Raw genomic sequence first — 18,720 nt, forward strand, 5'->3', positions numbered from 1 at the left:
ATGCCATGCGAATTGCCATCCTCGTCGCCGCACTTCTGGCCGCCGGAACGAGTCTCGCCGCCGAGCGCAGCGTGACCGATGCCGCCGGCCGCACCGTCTCCGTTCCGGAAAAGCCGCAGCGCATTGTCGTCATGCACGAGCCGCTTCTGGGCGTGCCGCTGATGGATCTTCGCGCTGACGTGGTCGGCGCCTATGGCCGCAACAGCGACGGCAAATTCGCAACCGCCGTCGATTTCATTGATACCGTTCTTGGCGAAGGCCACGCGAAACCGAAGGGTTTCGGCGCTGTCGGCCAAATCGACCTCGAAAAGCTGCGGGCGCTGCAACCGGACCTCATCGTCGCCACGGAAATGGACAGCGGCAAGGCCGAACAGCTCTCCACAGTCGCACCGGTCTATCTGCAAAAGGCAAGCGCCGGCAAAGCCTATGGCTTCAGCGTGGAGGAAGACCTTGCAGGTCTGGTTGGGCGAAGCGATGTCTTCGCTGAGCGTCGGAAGATTTATGACACCAAGCTCGCCGCCGTCAAAAAGACGCTGGGTGAAGATATCAACGGCAAGACTTATCTCGCGATCCTGCTGACGGACCAGATCAACGCCGTGGGGAACATGTCCGGCGCGGTGCAGGCAATAGAGGATCTCGGTTATGTCAGGTTGAAGATCGACAGTACCGCCTCTTCGGGCGGAATGGGCTCGACCCTGATGATGCCGCTGAGTGCCGAAGCATTCGGCAAGCTCAATCCCGATCTGCTTGTGGTGATGAACAGCTATACCAGCCCAGCCCGCGGCGAGGCGGGAACCCGCGCCGCGCTTGAAAAGATCATTCCCGGCTGGGAGCGTTTCGTAAAACCGGCACGCGAGAAAAGAATTGTTTTCCTCGATTCCACCAGGGTGACGACGCCTTCCATTCCGAGCGCGCTCCATACATTGGATGAAGTGGAAAGCTGGGCAGGCCGCCGCTGACCACCTTTCTGCCCGACAAATCCCGGCACGATCACGTGCCGGGCATAAACTTGAGTTTTCGAAGAAACTTATATTGCCGGGGCGGAAACCGCCTGTTATGGTCCGCGCATCTTGACGCAACGACGCCGGAATATCGCGCCGGATGAGAACCCCAACGCGCGATCATCCGGCACGCCGACCCGGGACAGCGAGACCGCCGAACCCGTCGGCGTCATCCCAGGAAAGACAGCAGCATGAGCATGCCAGAAACCATGGATTCCGCCCTTCCGGACCGCACTCCCAAACGCCACCGCCACGCCGTGAAGCTGCGCGCGCTGGACGTGGCGCGGACCGAAAAACTCAGCCGGTCCATGGTACGCATCGTGCTGTCCGGGCCGGAACTGGAGGGCTTTACGAGCCTCGGCTTTGACGACCACGTCAAAATGTTCTTCCCCCAGCCCGGCCAAACCGAACCGACCCTGCCGGTGATCGGCCCGAACGGCATTGAATTCCCGGAAGGCGCGCCGCGGCCGCTGGCGCGTGACTACACGCCGCGCAGCTTCGATGCCGAAAAAGGCGAACTCGCCATCGATTTCGCCACCCATCACGATGGCCCGGCCAGCAACTGGGCGAAGAGCGCGAAAGTTGGTGACAAGGCGTGGATCGCCGGCCCACGCGGTTCCTTCACCGTTCCCTTCACCTATGACTGGCACCTGCTGATCGCCGACGATACCGGCCTTCCCGCGCTGGCACGGCGACTGGAGGAGATGCCTGCCGGCACACCCGTCGTGGCGTTGATCGAAGCCGAGACGGAGGCGGACCGGATGGAGCTCGTAACCAGGGCGGACGCATCGATCGTCTGGATAACGCAGAGGCCGGACAACGGAACCGACCAGGACGCATTAACGAGCGCCCTGCGCCAGCTCGAGCTGCCAAAGGGCGATTTCTTCAGCTGGGTCGCCTGCGAATCGAAGACCGCAAAGGCGGTTCGCGCCCTTCTGGTCGAGGAATTTGGCGCCAACCCCAAATGGACCCGTGCTTCCGGCTACTGGCGCCGCGGCGCGAGCGGCGTTCACGATCATTTCGATGAGTAACCCGGCAATCACGACGGCTGCCATGCGGGATGCGGAAGCGATTATGACGCAACTCAGAGCCCTTCTCGCAAGGGTTCTGGAAGATGAAGTGCGCGATATCGAACCGGGGGACAACCTGTTCGGCTATGGACTTCATTCGCTTGCCCTCATGCGCCTGATGCAGCCGCTTTCACAGCTTGCGGGAGCGCGGCTCGCTTATGACGATCTGGCCCGGCGGCCAACGCTTGCCGCGTGGCAGGCACTCATCGAACGGTCGCGCGCGGGACATTGATCCCGCGAACCGGCACGTTTCGCGCCGGAGCGCGATTTCCGACTATACCAAGGAGAGGACCATGGCAGCAGACAACACACGTATGCTCGCACGTCGCATCGAAGAAGGCTTCGACAACGAAGGGGAGGCCCCGCCGAGCCAATATGAGGAACGGGTCTGGTTCGAACAGTTTCAGGATCCCGATCAGGTCTTTCGGCAGCTTCTCGCCTATCGGATCGGTGAAGAATGCGATCTGCTGCGTCTAACCTCGGCACTGAAGACGGTTTGTGAGGTCTGGCCCGAGCTTCGTGCGCGCTTTGCCTTTGGCGAGAACGGTACGCTTGCCAAGAGTATTGAGGCTCCATCCGCATCCATCGTGCAGCTGCTGCATGTCCCCTCGGCAGAGGAGGCACTGACTTTGCTGCACGACCTTCAGGGGAGGCCCTTTGATGCCGAGACCGACCCGCCTTTCCAGGCCGTCGTGCTTTTGAGCGAAGGTGAAATCCTGCTGGCATTTTTGGTCCATGCCCTGCTGGGCGAGGTCCTCTCGCCGCAGATCCTGCTGGACGGTATTACGGCGGCCTATGCCGGTGGAACGCCGAAACCGCTTTCGCCGCGTGCGGTCGAAAGTGACAGCGTCGACCCGCTTCCGCTTGGCTGGCTGCAACGTCCAGCCACCGGCTCGACCGTCGTGGCGCTGCGGCAGAACACAATTGACAGGCCTGCGAGCCATAGCCATGGCGTCGACCTTGCGGCTTCCCTGCTCGGCCTCCACAGCTCCACGGCTGCAAACGCGATCCTCGCGCGTGCCGGATCGCGTTTTGCGCTTTTCCTGGCAAGAAGCGGCGGCCCCGAAACAGTAACCCTTCGCCTGCGGCCCGGCCTCGGCGCAGCCACACCGATTTCAGCCGAGTCCGTGGCGCGGATAGCGATCACCCGCGACCAATCGCCCGAACAGGCTGAAAATGCCGTGCTATCGGGGCTGGAGCAACGAACCGACAATGGAGGCGCAAAGGTCACCTTAACGCTGCAGGCGCTTGCGACACCTGTGCAGGCCATATCGGAGCATGGTCTTCACTTCGAGCACCTGCCCCTGCCCTCCCTGCAATCCGGCCTCGGCCTGACACTTGCCGTCGGGCCGACGGCCGCGGGCGAGATCCGCCTCGAATTGACGGGCGGCAGGGAAACATCGCCACATGCGACGGCCTTCCTCCTGGAGCGCTTCGTCAGCCATCTTGAAGGCGGCACGGATTTTTCCGAGGTCGTCCCTCAAGACGCCGCGGCAGCACCGCAGCAGGCAGCCCTTTCGCCCAGTGCGTCCGCTCAGAAGGACGACACCGTCGAAACGATCCTCGCCGAGTTCCGTGAAGCGCTCGTCTCACCCGACATGGGGCCGGATGACGATTTCTTCGATTTCGGTGGCCATTCGCTGATCGCGACCCGCATCATCGGCCGCCTTCTCGCCAATCACGGCATCGAGCTGCGTTTCAACGATCTGTTCAGCTACCCGACCGCCGCCACGCTTGCAAAACAGGCGACGCGGCTCGCAACCGCTGCGCCTGCGCAGGCGGACGCGACGGCGAGCGGCTCGCTGACCGCGCCGCTTTCGCTGGCGCAGAAGTCGCTCTGGAAAGCCTATGCCGCTTTCGGTTTCGGCGAAATCTTCAACATTCCCTTCGCGCTCGATTTCCTCGATCCCGTCGATGAGACCGCCTTCGAATGCGCCTTCCTCGATATAATCGAGCGCCATCCTGGCCTGCGGACCCATTTCTACGTCGAAAACGATATGGTTCTGCAGAGGATCGTGCCAATGCATGATCTGCCCGGTTACAAATGGTTCTGGACCAGCGAAGAAAGCGAAGGGGTGGACCGCCACGCCGAGGCTGGCTGGCGCTTCGATCTAGCGCGCGAACTGCCGATGCGGCTGCGCTTCCTGCGCGACCCCCACACCGGCCGTCAGGTGCTTTCCTTCCTCTTCCATCACATCGTGCTGGACGAATGGTCGGTGAACCTGATGATGGACGAGCTGACCGAGGCTTACCGGGCAAGGGCGACGGGCATGGCCCCGGTCTTTGCGACCAGACCAGCCCCGTTCCACGAATTTGCAAGACAACAGGTCGCGTCAGGCGTCAATTCCAGCCACCTTGCCTACTGGACCGATATGTTGCGGGATGCGCCGAGAGGCCTTACCCTCAACGGACAGGAAAGCACACCGCATGAGGCATCGCAGGACGAAGCACCGGCAGGCGGCTGGATCGAGTTCAAGCTGGAAAAACATGTCAGCGACGGGCTTTACGCCATTGCCAGGCAGAACAGCGCCTCGCTGTTCAACGTGGTCTATGCCGCCATTGCCGCATCGCTGCGCCATCTCGGCGGGCTAAGCGATCTCGTGGTCGGCACCTCGGCTTCGGGCCGCACCGACAGCAATTATTTCGATACGATCGGTTATTTCACCACGGTCGTCGCCCATCGCGTTCGTTTCACGGAAACGATGACCGTCGGCGAACTGATTTCCTCGGTGAAGAACACCATCAATGGCTCGCTGGAACACAGCGAAATCCCGATCGATCTCGTGGAGGAAGCACTGGGCATGACGCCGGGTCGCGACCATTTGTTCGAGGTCTTCATCCAGATCCACGCCAAGAACAAGCTGAACGGCGCCCTTGCGGGCCCGGATGGCAGGGCGGTGGAATTCCGCCAGATCGATCCGGACAAACACGAATCCATGCTGGGGCTGCAGTTCGAGGTAATGGAAGAGACGATCGGCGGCGATCGCTCCATTCGCGTGCTGATGAGCTACCGTTCGGACCGTTACGGACCTGAGGATGTCGAGCGGCTGCGCAGCACCACCAGCGGCATCTTCAGCCGTTTTGCGGAAACCGGGGCTTCGGACCGCGTGCTGACGACGCTCGCCTGAGCCGGACCTGCCAAGGAAAACCCGGCTTCGCCTGACGGAGCCGGGTTATTTGTCTTTGAACGCTGATGAGAATGTCCTGGCGCGGCCCCTGCATCCGCACGCCGTCATACCTCAGACCGCCAGGCGGAACGCCGTGGACGCCTCCACCGCCGCAAGCGCCAAGGCCTCCTCGCGCAGCATGGCATCGAGGAACAATGGCAGCTCTTTACGGTAGCGGGCGAAGTCTTCAGCTTGTGTCAGCGCCGAGTCCGCATCGATGTGCAGGTTCAGTTCGCTGCCGTCATCTTCACCGCGAAAGGTAAGGTTGAACCCGTCGCCGGGACCATTCGCCAGAATGTGCCTGGCAACGGTGAGCCCGGCAAACACCGGCGCGCTGAATGGCAGGACATTGATGAGCGGCGAGAAGAAGAAGCGCCGGCCTTTCGGTATTTCCCGGTCGGAGGCGATCTGTTCAATACGGTAGCGGCCGTGCAGGCGCTGCTTCCGCAGATTGGCGGCGTTGCGCGTCAGAAATGCGCCGACGTCCTCTCCAGGCTCGATGGTGAGGTGGAACGGCAGGATGTTGACGAGCATGGCCGGCATATGGGCGCCGACACTGCCCCAGCGGCTCATGAAAGGCAGCCACAGTGTCAGGACATCACGATCCGGACGGGGCAGCACCCGGTGGAGATAAAGACCGGAAAGCAGCACCAGAAGATCGGGCCAGCCAATCTCCAGTGCGCCGGCCAGTCGTTGCAACCGCTTGCTGAAACCGGGCGGCAAGGCCGCATCCGCATGCAGGCCGCCGCCGCCATAATCCTCGCAATCCTTGTCCAGCACCGGCAGATCGGCGGGTGCGGCGAGATAGGCTGTCCAGAAATCGCGATCCTTTTCGAAACGCCGGCTCCGCTTGTAGGCTTCCTCTTCCGCCAGGAAATCGCCGAAGGGGTGAAAATCCGGACCCGCTTCACCCTTGCCGCAATAGTGCCCGTAAAGCTGGCCGCAGCGCTGCTCCACCAGCGTCAGCCCATAACCATCAACGACGATATGATGAGCGCGGATATACCAAAGGTAACGATCATCGGCGATACGGTAGAGGAGCTGCGCCGAGAGCCTGTCGGCCGTGAGATCGAGCCGCGCTTCCACATCCGCGTTCATGCGCCGCAAAGCCTCCTCCAGCGGAGCGGGATTGCCGCGGAGATCGACAAGTTCCACAACCGGGGCATGGCTTGGGTCGCAGCATTGCTGCGGCGTCTCGCCATCATCGCCGACGCGGAAGCGGATAGACAGGACTTCGGATTCGCGCACGGTGCGTGTGATCGCCTGAAGGAGCGCGCTTTCATTCACCGCACCGGAAAGATCGATGTAATGGGCGACGGTTGAAACCGGTTCGTCGGGATGGAAGGAAAACTCCTCCCAGAAATCGAGTTGCGGCTGCGTCAGTGGAAGCCAGCCGCCGGCGGAATCGATATGCGCCATCTGTTTTTCCTTGCACTATTTTCGTTGCCGGGCGCGAAGTGCCACCCGAAATGATGGGATTCACGCCGCCCGTACGGCCATGAGCGACGTCACCTGCCTGGCGTTGCGGCACCGCAAAAGCTGCTGCGGTGTCAGGTCAACACCGAAGACAGCGCGAATTTCGGCCGAGACGGTTTTCAGGTGCGACGGCAAAAGTCCGAGCGCCAGCAGGTCGCTGTCTGCATCCACATTTGCCGGCTTTTTACCCAATACGCTGAGATAGATATCCAGCACCCGGCGGTCGCCGTGATCGACGTCGGGAACCACAGAGGCGGAGAATTTTGCCGGTTCCGCGTCAGCCGTTCCACCGGTCAAGAGTTCACGGGCGCGACGGCGGTCGGGCTTGCCATTGGTCGAAAGCGGCAGATCGTCAACCTTGAGAAACCGGCCGGGCACATGCGATTCCGGCAGATGCCGGCGGGCAAAGTCGCGCAGTTCGGCAGTGGTGAGTTCGAGGCCGGGTGCCGTGACATAAAGCACGCCGATGGCCGCCTCGCCCTTTTGCTCGACACCGTAATCCACAACCAGAACCCTCTGGAGAGAAGGGTGGCGGATCAGCTCGTTTTCCACATCCGGCAGCGAGACCCGCACGCCCCGCACCTTGACGTAACCATTGACACGGCTCGCGAACATGATCTTGCCATCCGGCCGGTAGCGGCCGCGGTCCCCGGTTCGGAAGGCGCGCACGCTGTTTCCCTGCGGATCGGTAATCGTCACGAAATCCGTCTGGGTAATCGCGCCGTCCTCGAGATAGCCGATCGCGACATTCACGCCGGCCGTATGGATGCGGCCAACGACGCCCGCCGGGCAATGGCCGCCGTGATCGTTGAGGACGAAATAACGATTGGCGGGCAGCGGGTGGCCATAGGGCACGGCCGCCACATCTTCCGCAACAATCTCGTGCCAGATGCTCCAGATCGTCGTTTCCGTTGGCCCGCCGAGCGATATCAGCCGCAGGTCCGGATTCAGCCGGCGAAGCTCTTCTATGATAACAGGCTTGATATAGTCCCCGCCCTGCGCGACAAGTCGGAGCGACGATAGCTGGTTACCACGGCGGCAGGCGAGAAGCATTTCGAGGATGGCAGGCACGGAGCACCACAGCGTGACACCATGTTCTGCGACCAGCTCGTTCCAGCGCACCGCATCCTTTTCCTCTCCGGGTTCCGGCAGCACCAGCGTCGCCCCTGCAACGAGCGCGCCGAAAACATCAAAGACCGACATGTCGTGATGCAGCGGGGTGACCGAGACGAATACGTCGCGTTCCGTCACCGCCCATTCCGCCAGCGTGCCGCCAATGACATTGGCCGTGGCGCGGTTGGAAAGCACGACGCATTTCGGTTTGCCTGTCGTGCCAGACGTGTAAAGAAAATAGGCAGGCCCCTCGCTTCGGGAAAGCGCCGCTAACTCCGCCATGGAGACCGGTGCGCCAGCCGGAGCGGGCGTGGACAGAAGCACCGCCGGATCGACAGCATCAAAACCCTGCGGAACGCGACGGGCGACGATGAGCGCCGGGCGGCAGTTGGTCAGCAGATACTGCAGGCGATCGTCGGGTGAACCGGCGTCGACCGGCACCCAGACCGCCCCCATCAGGGCCGCGGCGAGCGTGATCGCCGTGTGTTCGGGGCTACGCTGCAGGCAGATGGCCACGACATCGCCCCGACCGATGCCGCGCGCCCTTAGGCTCGTGATCACGCGCGCCACCATCTCGCCAAGCTCGCTATAGGCGATGCGCCGCTTGCCGCTGACAAGCGCGGTGCGTGACGGCTCTCCTGCGAAAAGACGGCCGGCGATCCGTTCCAGAAATGGCGGGCAGACGAAGTTTCCTTCATCGCCATTCAGCCGGTAATGGGACAAGTCGACAATATCGCGTCCGTTGAGGACGAAAGCGCCGCTATCCGCGATCCCCGCAATCGCGCGCTCGACGGCTGCGAGAATATCCGCCACCATCGCCGCATCGATCGCCTGCTCCGCATAGTCGATATCGAGGGCGAGATCGCCCTTCGGATTCTGCGAAAAGCGAAAATCCAGCGCGACCTGCGGCGTCTGCGTCAGACCGTCCGTCCAGCGCATGGCCGAATCCGGCGAAAGCGTCGGCCATGTGAGACCATTGGTAATCACCACAGGCAGGGCGAGCCCGCCCGCATTCGCATTGAGAAGCACGCGATTGAGATCGATGCCGGAAAAAGCCAGATGGTTCAGCCCTTCCAGCACATCCCTCTGCAGGCCTGCCGCCCGCACGGCAAAATCGTCTTTTGCCGCATTCCACTGGACGGCGATGAAGCTGGAGCGGTTGGCGAAGGCCCCATCCACCTGCGGCGCAACGGGAATGCCGATCACCAGCGCACCCTCGTTCAGCCAGAGCGACAGCACCTCGAGAATGACCGCCGTAAGCGCCGAATTCTTGAACAGGCGCTCTTTCGCACCGGCCCGCGCAAAGGCGGAGAAGCGCTGCTTTTCGACAATCAGACTCTGGCGGCTATATCGCGACGTCGGAATGGTTTCGAGCGGTGCTTTCCAGGGCAACTGCGAGGGCACTTCAGCTTCTTTCAGCTTCTCGGTCCAATAGGCCGCGTCCCCGGCACGGGCGGCTGCGATATCCTCTCCTGGCGTTTCAGCCGCAGCGGCGATCGCGACCGGCAGGACACCGTCGAAAAGTTCCGTTGCCAGGCTGGCTATCGCCCGCCCGTCAAGGATGAGAGCGTCAAAACGCAGGAACACCACGACATGATCAGCCTTTGCTTCGGACGCCGGCAGGCGGAAGACCGTGACCTGCCAGGGAGAGGCGGCGAGATCAAAATGGGCGTGGGAAAAATCCCGTCTGACGGCATCGATCCTCGCTTCCGCTGCCGCCGGGGAAATATCCGAGAGATCGATCATATCAAGGTTGATCTCCGCTTCCCCGGACACGATCTGCACGAGGCGCCGCTCATCGATGCGGGTGCGCAGGCTTTCATGTCTCTCGACCATGGCAGAAAGGCGGGTCCGCAGCAGGGCGGGGTCGATGCTGCCGCGATATTCGCGAAACTCCTGCATCGCCACGCCGCTGAGCGGCAGATGTGTGCCGCGACCGAGAAGATATGCCTTCTGCAGCGGTGAGAGCGGACGTTCCATGGCGTTTCCTTTTTTATCGGCCAGCTGTTCGGGCATCGCAGCACCAAATCGTTCCACGCTTTCCTCAACGAGGTCCGGGTGATCAGCGAGCCGGCGAAGGAGACCCACGTAGGTTTTAAACAGGGCGCGAAGCCATGGTTCAGGCAGCGCATCGAGCCGCACATCCCAGTTTATCAGCAGGCCGCCATCAAGCCTCGCGACCTGCGCGTCCAGCGCAACCCCCGGCCCTTGCGATACGGTGTGGACCAGGGAGCCAAACAGCTGCCCAACCCTTTGTGAAAACAGATCGCCGCCCGGCAGGTCGACACCGGCGGTAAAAACCACGGGCGAGGTCTGCAAACCGCCGCGCAGGCGAGAGAGGTCGCGCATGATGCTGACGCCCGGATAGGCCTGATGGGCAAGCAGGCCGTTCATGTCATCGAAAACCCGCCCGAGCAGGGCTTCGACGCTTTCAGCGGGTCTGATATCGACGCCGAGCACCAGCACGTTGGAAAACTCACCGACGATGGAATCAACCCCTTCAACCAGGGGTGCACGCCAGAAAGCCGGGACGGAGAGCCGGAAATTTTCGGAATCGATCGCCCGCGACAGCGCCACGGCAAAAACACCGAGCAACAGGGTCGACATCGTTACCGAGCAACGCCGCGCAGCCCGTTCAAGACCGTCACGTTCAACGACCGTAAGCATCGTGGCAAAACGGTCCGTATGAACGGCGCGTGACGCATCCTCCGGTAAAAATGGAAGCGGCGGCGCGTCCGGAATATCCGCAATATGCTGCCGCCACCACGACCGGTCGTATTCCCTCACGCTCTTGAGGTCAGGATCGGCCGCAAGGCGTTTCGTCCAGTCGAAGAAGGATGGCTGCGCCGGGGGACGCGCGGTCTCATCCTTGTCCGCCTCGTCGTAAAGGCGGGCGAGGTCCTCCATCAATATCCGCACGCTGGCCGGATCGATGGCCAGCATGTCCGTGTCCACATGCAGCCGGCTACGGCCATGCGGCAACAGGCTGAGCGCAATCGCCGCGGGCGGCGCAGTGCGAAGATCCGTCGCGCGATGGCTCCACGCGTGGCGCTTGATCTCGAGTCGGCGCGCAAGCGTCTCCGCATCAAGCGCCGTCATGTCCTCCACATCGAGATGCAACGGGCGACCATCAGGATCGACGGATTGACGCCCTTCCGCATCGATCCTGAGGCTCAGCATCGGGTGGCACCGGCAAAGCCCGCCGACTGCAACGGCCAGTTTTTCCAGCTCCAGAGCTCGCCCCTCGAACTCGAGATAAAGATGGGGCGTAACTTTTCCGAGTATCCCATCCGTCTCCCGACCGACCCAGTAGGCCACCTGCATCGGAGTTAAATTTAGCATGTGAATTTGCACCGATTGACAAAACATGATTATCATAATCAAGTATAAGCCATCGTCAACCACTCGAACAGGAGGCATCCCATGAAAACGGGAGCACTCAGGACGAATGACGTCGAATCCGACGAAATTGCTGATTTTAATAGAGATTTTCTCTTCACTTCCGGTACCGGGCAGTTGCGGGCCAAAGGAATCCGCGAAAGGATAACGCTTCCGGCCCGCGGCGGAGAAGATACGGGCAGCCCTTTGCAGCAAGCGATTAAAGCCGCTTTCGAACGGGCCCGCCGGGCTGGTCAGAACAATCCGATCGCCATTGGGGCAATCCCCTTCGATGTCAGCGAACCCTCATGCCTTTATATACCGAACAACCATGAGTGGAGCCCACGAGAAACCGCGCCGGTCGTCGCCGATTCGGCCATGCCCGCGCTTGTCGGCCAGAACAGCCTGCCAGACGAGACCGGCTTTAAACGCGCCGTAGAGCACGCCATCGTCAATTTCCGCCATTCCGATGTCCGTAAGGCGGTACTTTCCGTCATGCGCGAACTCACCTTCGCTTCCGAGGTCAATGTCGAGAGATTGCTGGCGAGTCTCGCCAAACAGAATCGCGAAGGTTACCAGTTCCGTATTCCGCTGCCCGATGGCGGCGACCTCATCGGCGTCAGCCCGGAACTCCTGATTCGCAAGCAGGGTGAGAACATCATTTCCAACCCGCTGGCGGGATCGGCAAAGCGGATGGTCGACCCCGCCGCGGACAAGGCCAACGCCGAGCGGCTATCGGCTTCGGAAAAGGACCACTACGAGCACAGCCTCGTTATCGAGGATATCCGCTCCCTGCTTTCGCCGGTCTGCGCGGAACTCGATGTCCCTGAAAAACCCTCCCTCATCAACACGGCGGCCCTCTGGCATCTTTCGACCCGCATCGAAGGCCGCCTCGCCGACCCCGAGACCAATGCCCTGCAGCTTGCGTGCCTGTTGCACCCGACACCGGCCGTCTGCGGTTTCCCCACCGAGCGCGCCCATCGCCTTATCCGCTTCGTCGAGCCTTTCGAGCGCGGCCTCTTCACCGGCATGGTCGGCTGGACGGATTCTGAGGGCAATGGCGAGTGGGTGGTGACGATCCGGTGCGGCACCGTGCAGCGGAAAACCGTGCGGCTCTTTGCCGGCGCCGGCATCGTTGAGGCATCGGAGCCCGAATCCGAATGGGCCGAGGTGCAGACCAAACTCAAGACCATGCTGAACGCCTGCGGTCTTTCTGCCTGATTTCCCGGGGACAAACCATGACAATCGAATTTCAACGCTGGCCCGACGATCTGACGCGCCGGTACCGCGAGCGCGGTTACTGGATCGACAGGCCGCTGAGCGGCATCCTCACCGAACAGATCGAGCGCCGGCCGGACGCGACGGCCCTGATCTGCGGCGACCGCCGCTTCACCTACGCGGATATCGACCGGCAATCCTCCAATCTGGCCGGACATCTCTCCGCCGCTGGCATCGGCAAGGGCGACACCGCGCTTGTGCAGTTGCCTAACATTGCCGAGTTCTATCTCGTCTTTTTCGCGCTGATGAAGATCGGCGCGGCCCCCGTCAACGCACTTTTCAGCCATCGCCGGCTGGAAATGACCTCCTATGCGGAGCAGATCGCGCCGAAGCTGGTGATCGGCTCGCGCAGCCACGAGCTTTTCGCCAATGACACATTTTTGGAGGCGCTGAAGGCGGTTTCTCCCGGGCTTACCGTCACCCTTCTGCTTGGCGAAACAGATCCGCGGTTGAGCCTGGAACGGCGGCTGGCCGCCCCTGCCGAGAACCCACCCGCTTACGCCCCTTCCGCCGCCGATGAAGTGGCGCTGTTCCAGCTTTCCGGCGGCAGCACCGGTACGCCAAAACTGATCCCCCGGACGCATAACGACTATGATTACAGCGTTCGGGCCAGTGCGGAGATCTGCGGCCTTTCGCCTGAGACCCGCTTCCTCTGCGCCATTCCGGTGGCGCATAATTACCCGATGAGTTCGCCCGGCGCGCTCGGTGTGTTCCACGCCGGCGGCGCCGTGGTCATGGCCGCCAATCCGGAACCACTTGCCTGCTTCGATCTCATCGAAAAACACGGCGTTAACATTGTGCCACTGGTGCCGCCGGCCGTCGCGCTGTGGCTGCAGGCGGCTCCCGCCCATCGCGAAAGGCTGAAGTCGCTCAAGCTCCTGCAGGTCGGCGGTGCAAGCTTCGCCGAGGCTTTGGCCCGCCAGGTGCCGGAAGTGCTGGGCTGCGATCTGCAACAGGTCTTCGGCATGGCGGAAGGTCTGGTGAACTACACCCGCTTCGGTGACCCCGACCATATCGTTTTCACCACGCAAGGCCGGCCGATCAGCCCGGATGACGAAATCCGCATCGTTGACGAGGACGGCAACGACGTGCCCGAGGGCGAAGCCGGCATGCTGGCAACGCGTGGCCCCTATACGTTCCGGGGCTATTACCGCGCGCCCGAACACAGCGCCCGGGTCTTCGACAAGGATGGCTTCTATTATTCCGGCGACGTCGTGCAGCGCACCCCCGAAGGTTATCTGCGGGTCGTTGGCCGGGTGAAGGACCAGATCAATCGCGGCGGCGAAAAGGTCGCTTCGGAAGAGGTGGAAAACCTGATCCTGCGGCATCCGGATGTCACCCATGCGGCTATGGTGGCGATGCAGGACGAACTTTTGGGCGAAAAGAGCTGCGTCTTCGTCGTGTCGCGCAATCCCGCTCTCAAGGCGCCGGCTATTCGCCAGCACCTCGCAGGCCTCGGCGTCGCGGATTACAAGCTGCCGGATCGTGTGCGCTTCATCGACGCCATGCCCCTCACCGCCGTCGGAAAAATCGACAAAAAACGCCTGCGCGATCTGCTGACGACACCCGTCGCCGTCAGCGCCTGACATTTCCGCACCCATCGAATGGGACGCCAAAATGGCGTCCCCATGTTCCTAAATGCGCCAGCCCAGCCGGCGCAGCACAAACCGAGGTCATCATGACGATCCCCACCATTTCCGATTATCCCATGCCGGTCGCCGCGAGTTTTCCGGCCAACAAGACAAAATGGCAGCCCGATGCGAAACGCGCCGTCCTCCTCATCCACGACATGCAGCGTTATTTCCTGCGGTTCTACGAGGCCGACGGCAAGCTGATGACGACCCTCATCGCCAATCTCGCCAAAGTGAAGACATGGGCCGTTCAAAACGGCGTCCCTGTCATTTACACCGCCCAGCCGCATAATCAGCCGCCTGGCGACCGCGCTCTTCTGAACGACATGTGGGGACCGGGTCTGACCGTCGTTGATCCCGAACTGCAGAAGGTGGTGGACAAGCTCGCCCCCACGCCTGACGACGTGGTGCTGACCAAATGGCGCTACAGCGCTTTCCAGCGCTCCGACCTTGCCGAACGTATGAAGGGCTGGAACCGTGATCAGATCATCGTCGGCGGCGTTTATGCCCATATAGGCTGCATGATGACGGCAGTGGAAGCCTTTATGAAGGACATCCAGCCGTTCATGATCGGTGATGGCGTTGCCGATTTTTCCGAGGCGGAGCATCGCATGGCGCTGCAATATGTGGCCACACGCTGCGGCGTGGTGATCGATGCCGCAAGCCTTGTCGGCGCGGGAAAGGGCGACGATATCAACGAATGGCTGAAAGCCCGCGTCCTGCAGATGGTGGAGGATGAGAGCGATATCGACCCCGACGAAAACCTGATCTTCTACGGGCTGGATTCCCTGCAGGTGATGAAGCTTGCCGGAGAGTTGAAGGAACGCGGCGTCACCGTCGGCTTCGATGAGCTTGCGCGTGTGCCCACTCTCTCCGCTTGGTGGACGCTGATCGACCAAAAGCGGCTCGCGGCCTGAGCGGACAAAAAAGATGACGCAACAGAGATTTACCGGGCGGCGCGTGCTGGTGACGGGTACGGCTCAGGGCATCGGCCGCCGCATCGCCGAACGTTTCATCGAGGAAGGGGCCGATCTCATCGGCCTCGACCTCCAGGCCAGAACGGCGGAAGCGCCCTTCCGCCAGATCGCACTCGACATCACCGATGCGGCGGCGGTGGAGACGGCCTGCAAGGCGATCGAGACCGAATGGGGCGGGCTCGACATTCTCGTCAATGCCGCCGGCATATTGCGGCTCGGCGACAGTGAAAGCCTGACGCCCGCAGACTGGAAGGCGTGCATGGATGTCAACGCTGCCGGGCCGTTCCATATGCTGAGACAGTGGAGCGCCACCTTCAAACGGCAGCGGCGCGGCGCAATCGTCAATATCGGCTCCAATGCCGCCGTCGTGCCGCGCATCGGCATGATGGCCTATTGCGCCTCCAAGGCGGCGCTGGTCAGCCTCAGCCATTGCGCCGCCCTCGAGCTTGCGCCCTATGGCGTGCGCTGCAACGTCGTTTCACCCGGGTCCACCGATACGCCGATGCTTGCCGGCATGTTGAGCGATCCTGCCGGCAAGGACCGGCTGGTCGCCGGCCTGCCCGAGCAGTTCAAGCTCGGCATTCCGCTCGGCAAGATCGCAAGGCCGGACGATATTGCCGATACCGTGCTGTTCCTCGCCTCCGATCAGGCCGGGCACGTGACGATGCAGCAGATCGTGGTTGATGGCGGTGCCACGCTTGCGGCTTGAATTCGAGCCGTTGGATTGAGAGTAAGGGACATGGACGTTGTAACGGCGTTTGATCACGACGCCATCTCCGGCGATCCACCCGAGGCCATCTGGCCTTGGCCGGACGACATATGCGGCTGCCATTGCCTTACCCTTCGTTTCAGCGCCGATGAGGGCTGCGGCGGCGAGGTCCCTCCCTTGCCGCCGCAGCTTTCAAGCGCCACGCAAAGACGCAAGGCGGAATTCATCGCGGGGCGCAGATGCGCTGCGGAAGCCATCCGCCGCCTGACCGGCCGTTCCATCTTTCCCGGCATGGGCGAGGACCGTGCGCCTCTCTGGCCCGAAGGGGTGATTGGCGCAATTTCCCACAGCGAGGGTACGGCGATTGCGCTTGTCGGCTGCTGTCGACAGTTTCGCGGTATCGGCGTCGATATCGAAAAACTGCTGACAGAGGAGGAGGCCCGCGATATCGCCCCACAACTCCTGACCGCAAATGAGCGCTACAACCTCGGCAACATTATCGATCCCTTCATCACCGGCTTGATTTTCTCGGCCAAGGAAAGCCTGTTCAAGGCGCTGTATCCCATGGTGGAAAAGCTGTTCTTTTTCGAGGCGGCCGAATTATCCCGCCTGAACGCAAATGGCTCGGGATCCTTGTGCCTGACGGCTGAACTCAGCGAGGAATGGCGGTGCGGAACGGAGGTTCCTTTCCGTTTCTGCCGCTTCGAGGGCCAGCTCCTCACCCGCGTCCTTATCCCGCATTGAGGGAAAAACAGCGGATTCATAACCGCGACAATCATATTTTAAACCTGTCTTCCCGTCATCCGAGTGAAACACTCGGAAGGTACGCAGCCTGTGGAATGATTCCAAACATTGAACGGTGGAGACACGATATGACCGACATCGATACGAGCAAATTGTCCTGGGACGAGTGGGACGAACTGCAGAACCCGCCGCCGGACGAAACCGATTTCGACCGCGTGGTCGAAACCGCGATTTCCCGCCGCGGCTTTCTGGGCGGCGTGCTCGCCTTCGGTTCGGCCGCAGCCGCCATGGGCACGCTCGGCAACCTGATGAGCAGCACCTCGGCCGAAGCGCGGGAAGCCGCTGTCGGCCGTTTCCCCTTCAAGCCGGTTGCCGCCGCCACCGACCACACCATCCATGTGCCGGAAGGCTATAACTGGAAGCCGCTGGCGAAATGGGGCCAGCCGCTGTTCTCCAACGTTCCTGATCTCGACCCCGCAAAGGGCGTCAGCGTTGAAAATTCCGACAAGGTCTTCGGCGAAAATACCGACGGCATGGAACTCTTCGTGGTGGGCAACCACCAGCTGATCGCCGTCAATCATGAATATGTGAACCCGGAAACCAACCTGCCGCACGCCGAAAAAGGCAACCCGAAGACGGCCGACGACGTGAAGATCCTGCAGAACATGCAGGGCGTCACCGTCATGGAAGTCGCGGAAGACAAGGACGGCTGGAAAATCGTTCTCGACAGCCCTTTCAACCGCCGTATCCACCACAACACGCCGATGAAGCTTTCCGGCCCGGCCGCAGGCTCCGATCTCGTCAAGACCGCCGCCGACCCCAAGGGTGTCGACTGTCTCGGCACCTTCAACAATTGCGGCGCAGGCCGCACGCCCTGGGGCACCTACCTCACCTGCGAAGAGAACTTCAACGGCTATTTCGGCACCACCGACGCCGCCTTCAAGCTGCCTGACGATTACAAGCGTTACGGCATCGTCGCCGAGACCCGCTACGCCTATGAGAAGTTCGACGCCCGTTTCGACGTTGCCAAGAACCCCAATGAACCACGCCGCGCCGGTTACGTGGTGGAGATCGATCCCTCGGACGCCAAGTCCACGCCGATCAAGCGCACCGCGCTTGGCCGCATCAAGCATGAAAACGCCGCCGTGGTGATCGCCCGTGACGGCCGTGTCGTCGTTTACATGGGTGACGACGAGCGCGGCGAGTTCCTCTACAAATTCGTCTCCAGCGGCATCTACGTGCCGGGCGGCGACACCTCCAAGCTGCTGGACGAAGGCACGCTTTACGTCGCGAAGTTCTCCGATGACGGTGCCGGCGAGTGGCTTGCCCTGACGCCGGAAACCACGGGCATGAAGATCGACGAAATCTGCGTCTTCACCCGCCAGGCCGCTTCCAAGGTGGGCGCGACGACCATGGACCGCCCGGAATGGGTCGCCATCAACCCCGTCGCCATCGAAGCCTATTGCGCGCTGACCAACAACAGCCGCCGCGGCGAAATGAAGGACGGCAAGCTGCGCGCCAATGCCGGTGGCGACGCCATGGCGATCAATGCCGCCAACCCGCGCGAGAAGAACGAATACGGCCAGATCGTGCGCTGGTATCCGGAAAATGATGACCATGCGGACGGCAAGTTCAAGTGGGACCTGTTCTGCATGGCCGGTAACCCCGCCGTCCACAAGGACGCCTATGCCGGCTCCCCGAACATCAACGAAGGCAACATGTTCAATTCGCCTGACGGCATGATGTTCGACTCGACCGGCCTGCTCTGGATCCAGACCGATGGCGAGGACACCAATGAAGGCAACTTCGCCGGCCAGGGCAACAACCAGATGCTGGCGGGCGACCCGGCCACTGGCCGCATTGAGCGCTTCCTGACTGCGCCGAAGGGTTCCGAAGTCACCGGCCAGACCTGGTCCGCCGACAAGCGCACCCACTTCGTCGGCATCCAGCACCCCGACGCCCCCTTCCCGGACGGCGAAGGCAAGCTGCCCCGCTCGACCGTCATCGCCATCAAGCGCGACGACAATGTGAAGATCGGCTGACGCACAGGCATGAACGGAACCGGATCGCGAGGGAATTGCCATCCGGTTTCACGATAAATCGCCGCGTGCCCGAAAGGACACGCGGCGTTTTGCCTGTGTTCGTGAATGAACGTTCGGATATCGTCGTATGGCGC

12 protein-coding genes are annotated in these 18,720 nt (G+C 61.9%); 10 read left to right on the forward strand and 2 right to left on the reverse strand.

Annotation, left to right across the window (positions count from 1 at the left end; all coding sequences use genetic code 11):
* Positions 1 to 5 precede the first annotated feature (5 nt).
* From BTN45_RS16125 to BTN45_RS16140, 4 genes are all read left to right on the forward strand, one after another.
* A complete protein-coding gene (locus BTN45_RS16125; RefSeq protein WP_207589991.1) occupies positions 6 to 959 on the forward strand; it encodes an ABC transporter substrate-binding protein in 954 nt (317 codons plus the stop codon).
* A 233-nt stretch (positions 960 to 1,192) separates the two neighbouring features.
* Positions 1,193 to 2,032: a siderophore-interacting protein gene (locus BTN45_RS16130; protein WP_207589993.1), complete on the forward strand. Its 840-nt coding sequence runs from the start codon at positions 1,193 to 1,195 to the stop codon at positions 2,030 to 2,032.
* 43 nt (positions 2,033 to 2,075) lie between these two features.
* Positions 2,076 to 2,303, forward strand: coding sequence for a phosphopantetheine-binding protein (locus BTN45_RS16135; protein WP_234704079.1), 228 nt, complete (start codon positions 2,076 to 2,078; stop codon positions 2,301 to 2,303).
* 61 nt (positions 2,304 to 2,364) lie between these two features.
* Positions 2,365 to 5,199: a condensation domain-containing protein gene (locus BTN45_RS16140; protein WP_207589999.1), complete on the forward strand. Its 2,835-nt coding sequence runs from the start codon at positions 2,365 to 2,367 to the stop codon at positions 5,197 to 5,199.
* Positions 5,200 to 5,310: 111 nt separating this feature from the next.
* On the opposite strand, the gene BTN45_RS16145 is transcribed toward BTN45_RS16140, so the two are convergent.
* Positions 5,311 to 6,657 (reverse strand): condensation domain-containing protein, encoded by a 1,347-nt coding sequence (locus tag BTN45_RS16145; protein ID WP_207590000.1) that lies wholly within the window; start codon positions 6,655 to 6,657, stop codon positions 5,311 to 5,313.
* Positions 6,658 to 6,717: 60 nt separating this feature from the next.
* Positions 6,718 to 11,169 (reverse strand): amino acid adenylation domain-containing protein, encoded by a 4,452-nt coding sequence (locus tag BTN45_RS16150; RefSeq protein ID WP_207590001.1) that lies wholly within the window; start codon positions 11,167 to 11,169, stop codon positions 6,718 to 6,720.
* 81 nt (positions 11,170 to 11,250) lie between these two features.
* On the opposite strand from BTN45_RS16150, the gene BTN45_RS16155 reads away from it, so the two are divergent.
* The 6 genes from BTN45_RS16155 to BTN45_RS16180 all read left to right on the forward strand — a co-directional run bounded on the left by BTN45_RS16155 (position 11,251) and on the right by BTN45_RS16180 (position 18,586).
* A complete protein-coding gene (locus BTN45_RS16155; protein WP_077985641.1) occupies positions 11,251 to 12,426 on the forward strand; it encodes an isochorismate synthase MenF in 1,176 nt (391 codons plus the stop codon).
* 17 nt (positions 12,427 to 12,443) lie between these two features.
* Positions 12,444 to 14,069: a (2,3-dihydroxybenzoyl)adenylate synthase gene (locus tag BTN45_RS16160; protein ID WP_207590007.1), complete on the forward strand. Its 1,626-nt coding sequence runs from the start codon at positions 12,444 to 12,446 to the stop codon at positions 14,067 to 14,069.
* 92 nt (positions 14,070 to 14,161) lie between these two features.
* A complete protein-coding gene (locus tag BTN45_RS16165; protein WP_207590012.1) occupies positions 14,162 to 15,031 on the forward strand; it encodes an isochorismatase in 870 nt (289 codons plus the stop codon).
* A 13-nt stretch (positions 15,032 to 15,044) separates the two neighbouring features.
* The gene (gene dhbA / locus BTN45_RS16170) at positions 15,045 to 15,800 is read left to right on the forward strand and encodes a 2,3-dihydro-2,3-dihydroxybenzoate dehydrogenase (RefSeq protein ID WP_022562806.1); all 756 of its coding nucleotides are present in this window, start codon (positions 15,045 to 15,047) and stop codon (positions 15,798 to 15,800) included.
* 30 nt (positions 15,801 to 15,830) lie between these two features.
* Entirely contained in the window at positions 15,831 to 16,544 is a 714-nt protein-coding gene (locus BTN45_RS16175; protein ID WP_207590021.1) for a 4'-phosphopantetheinyl transferase superfamily protein, read from the forward strand.
* Between the two features lie 128 nt (positions 16,545 to 16,672).
* On the forward strand, positions 16,673 to 18,586 hold the full coding sequence (locus BTN45_RS16180; protein WP_153775788.1) for a PhoX family phosphatase: 1,914 nt from the start codon (positions 16,673 to 16,675) through the stop codon (positions 18,584 to 18,586).
* Positions 18,587 to 18,720: the final 134 nt, after the last annotated feature.

The sequence above is a fragment of the Rhizobium sp. ZX09 genome (genome assembly GCF_017357485.1).
GTDB classification, from domain to species: domain Bacteria; phylum Pseudomonadota; class Alphaproteobacteria; order Rhizobiales; family Rhizobiaceae; genus Agrobacterium; species Agrobacterium pusense.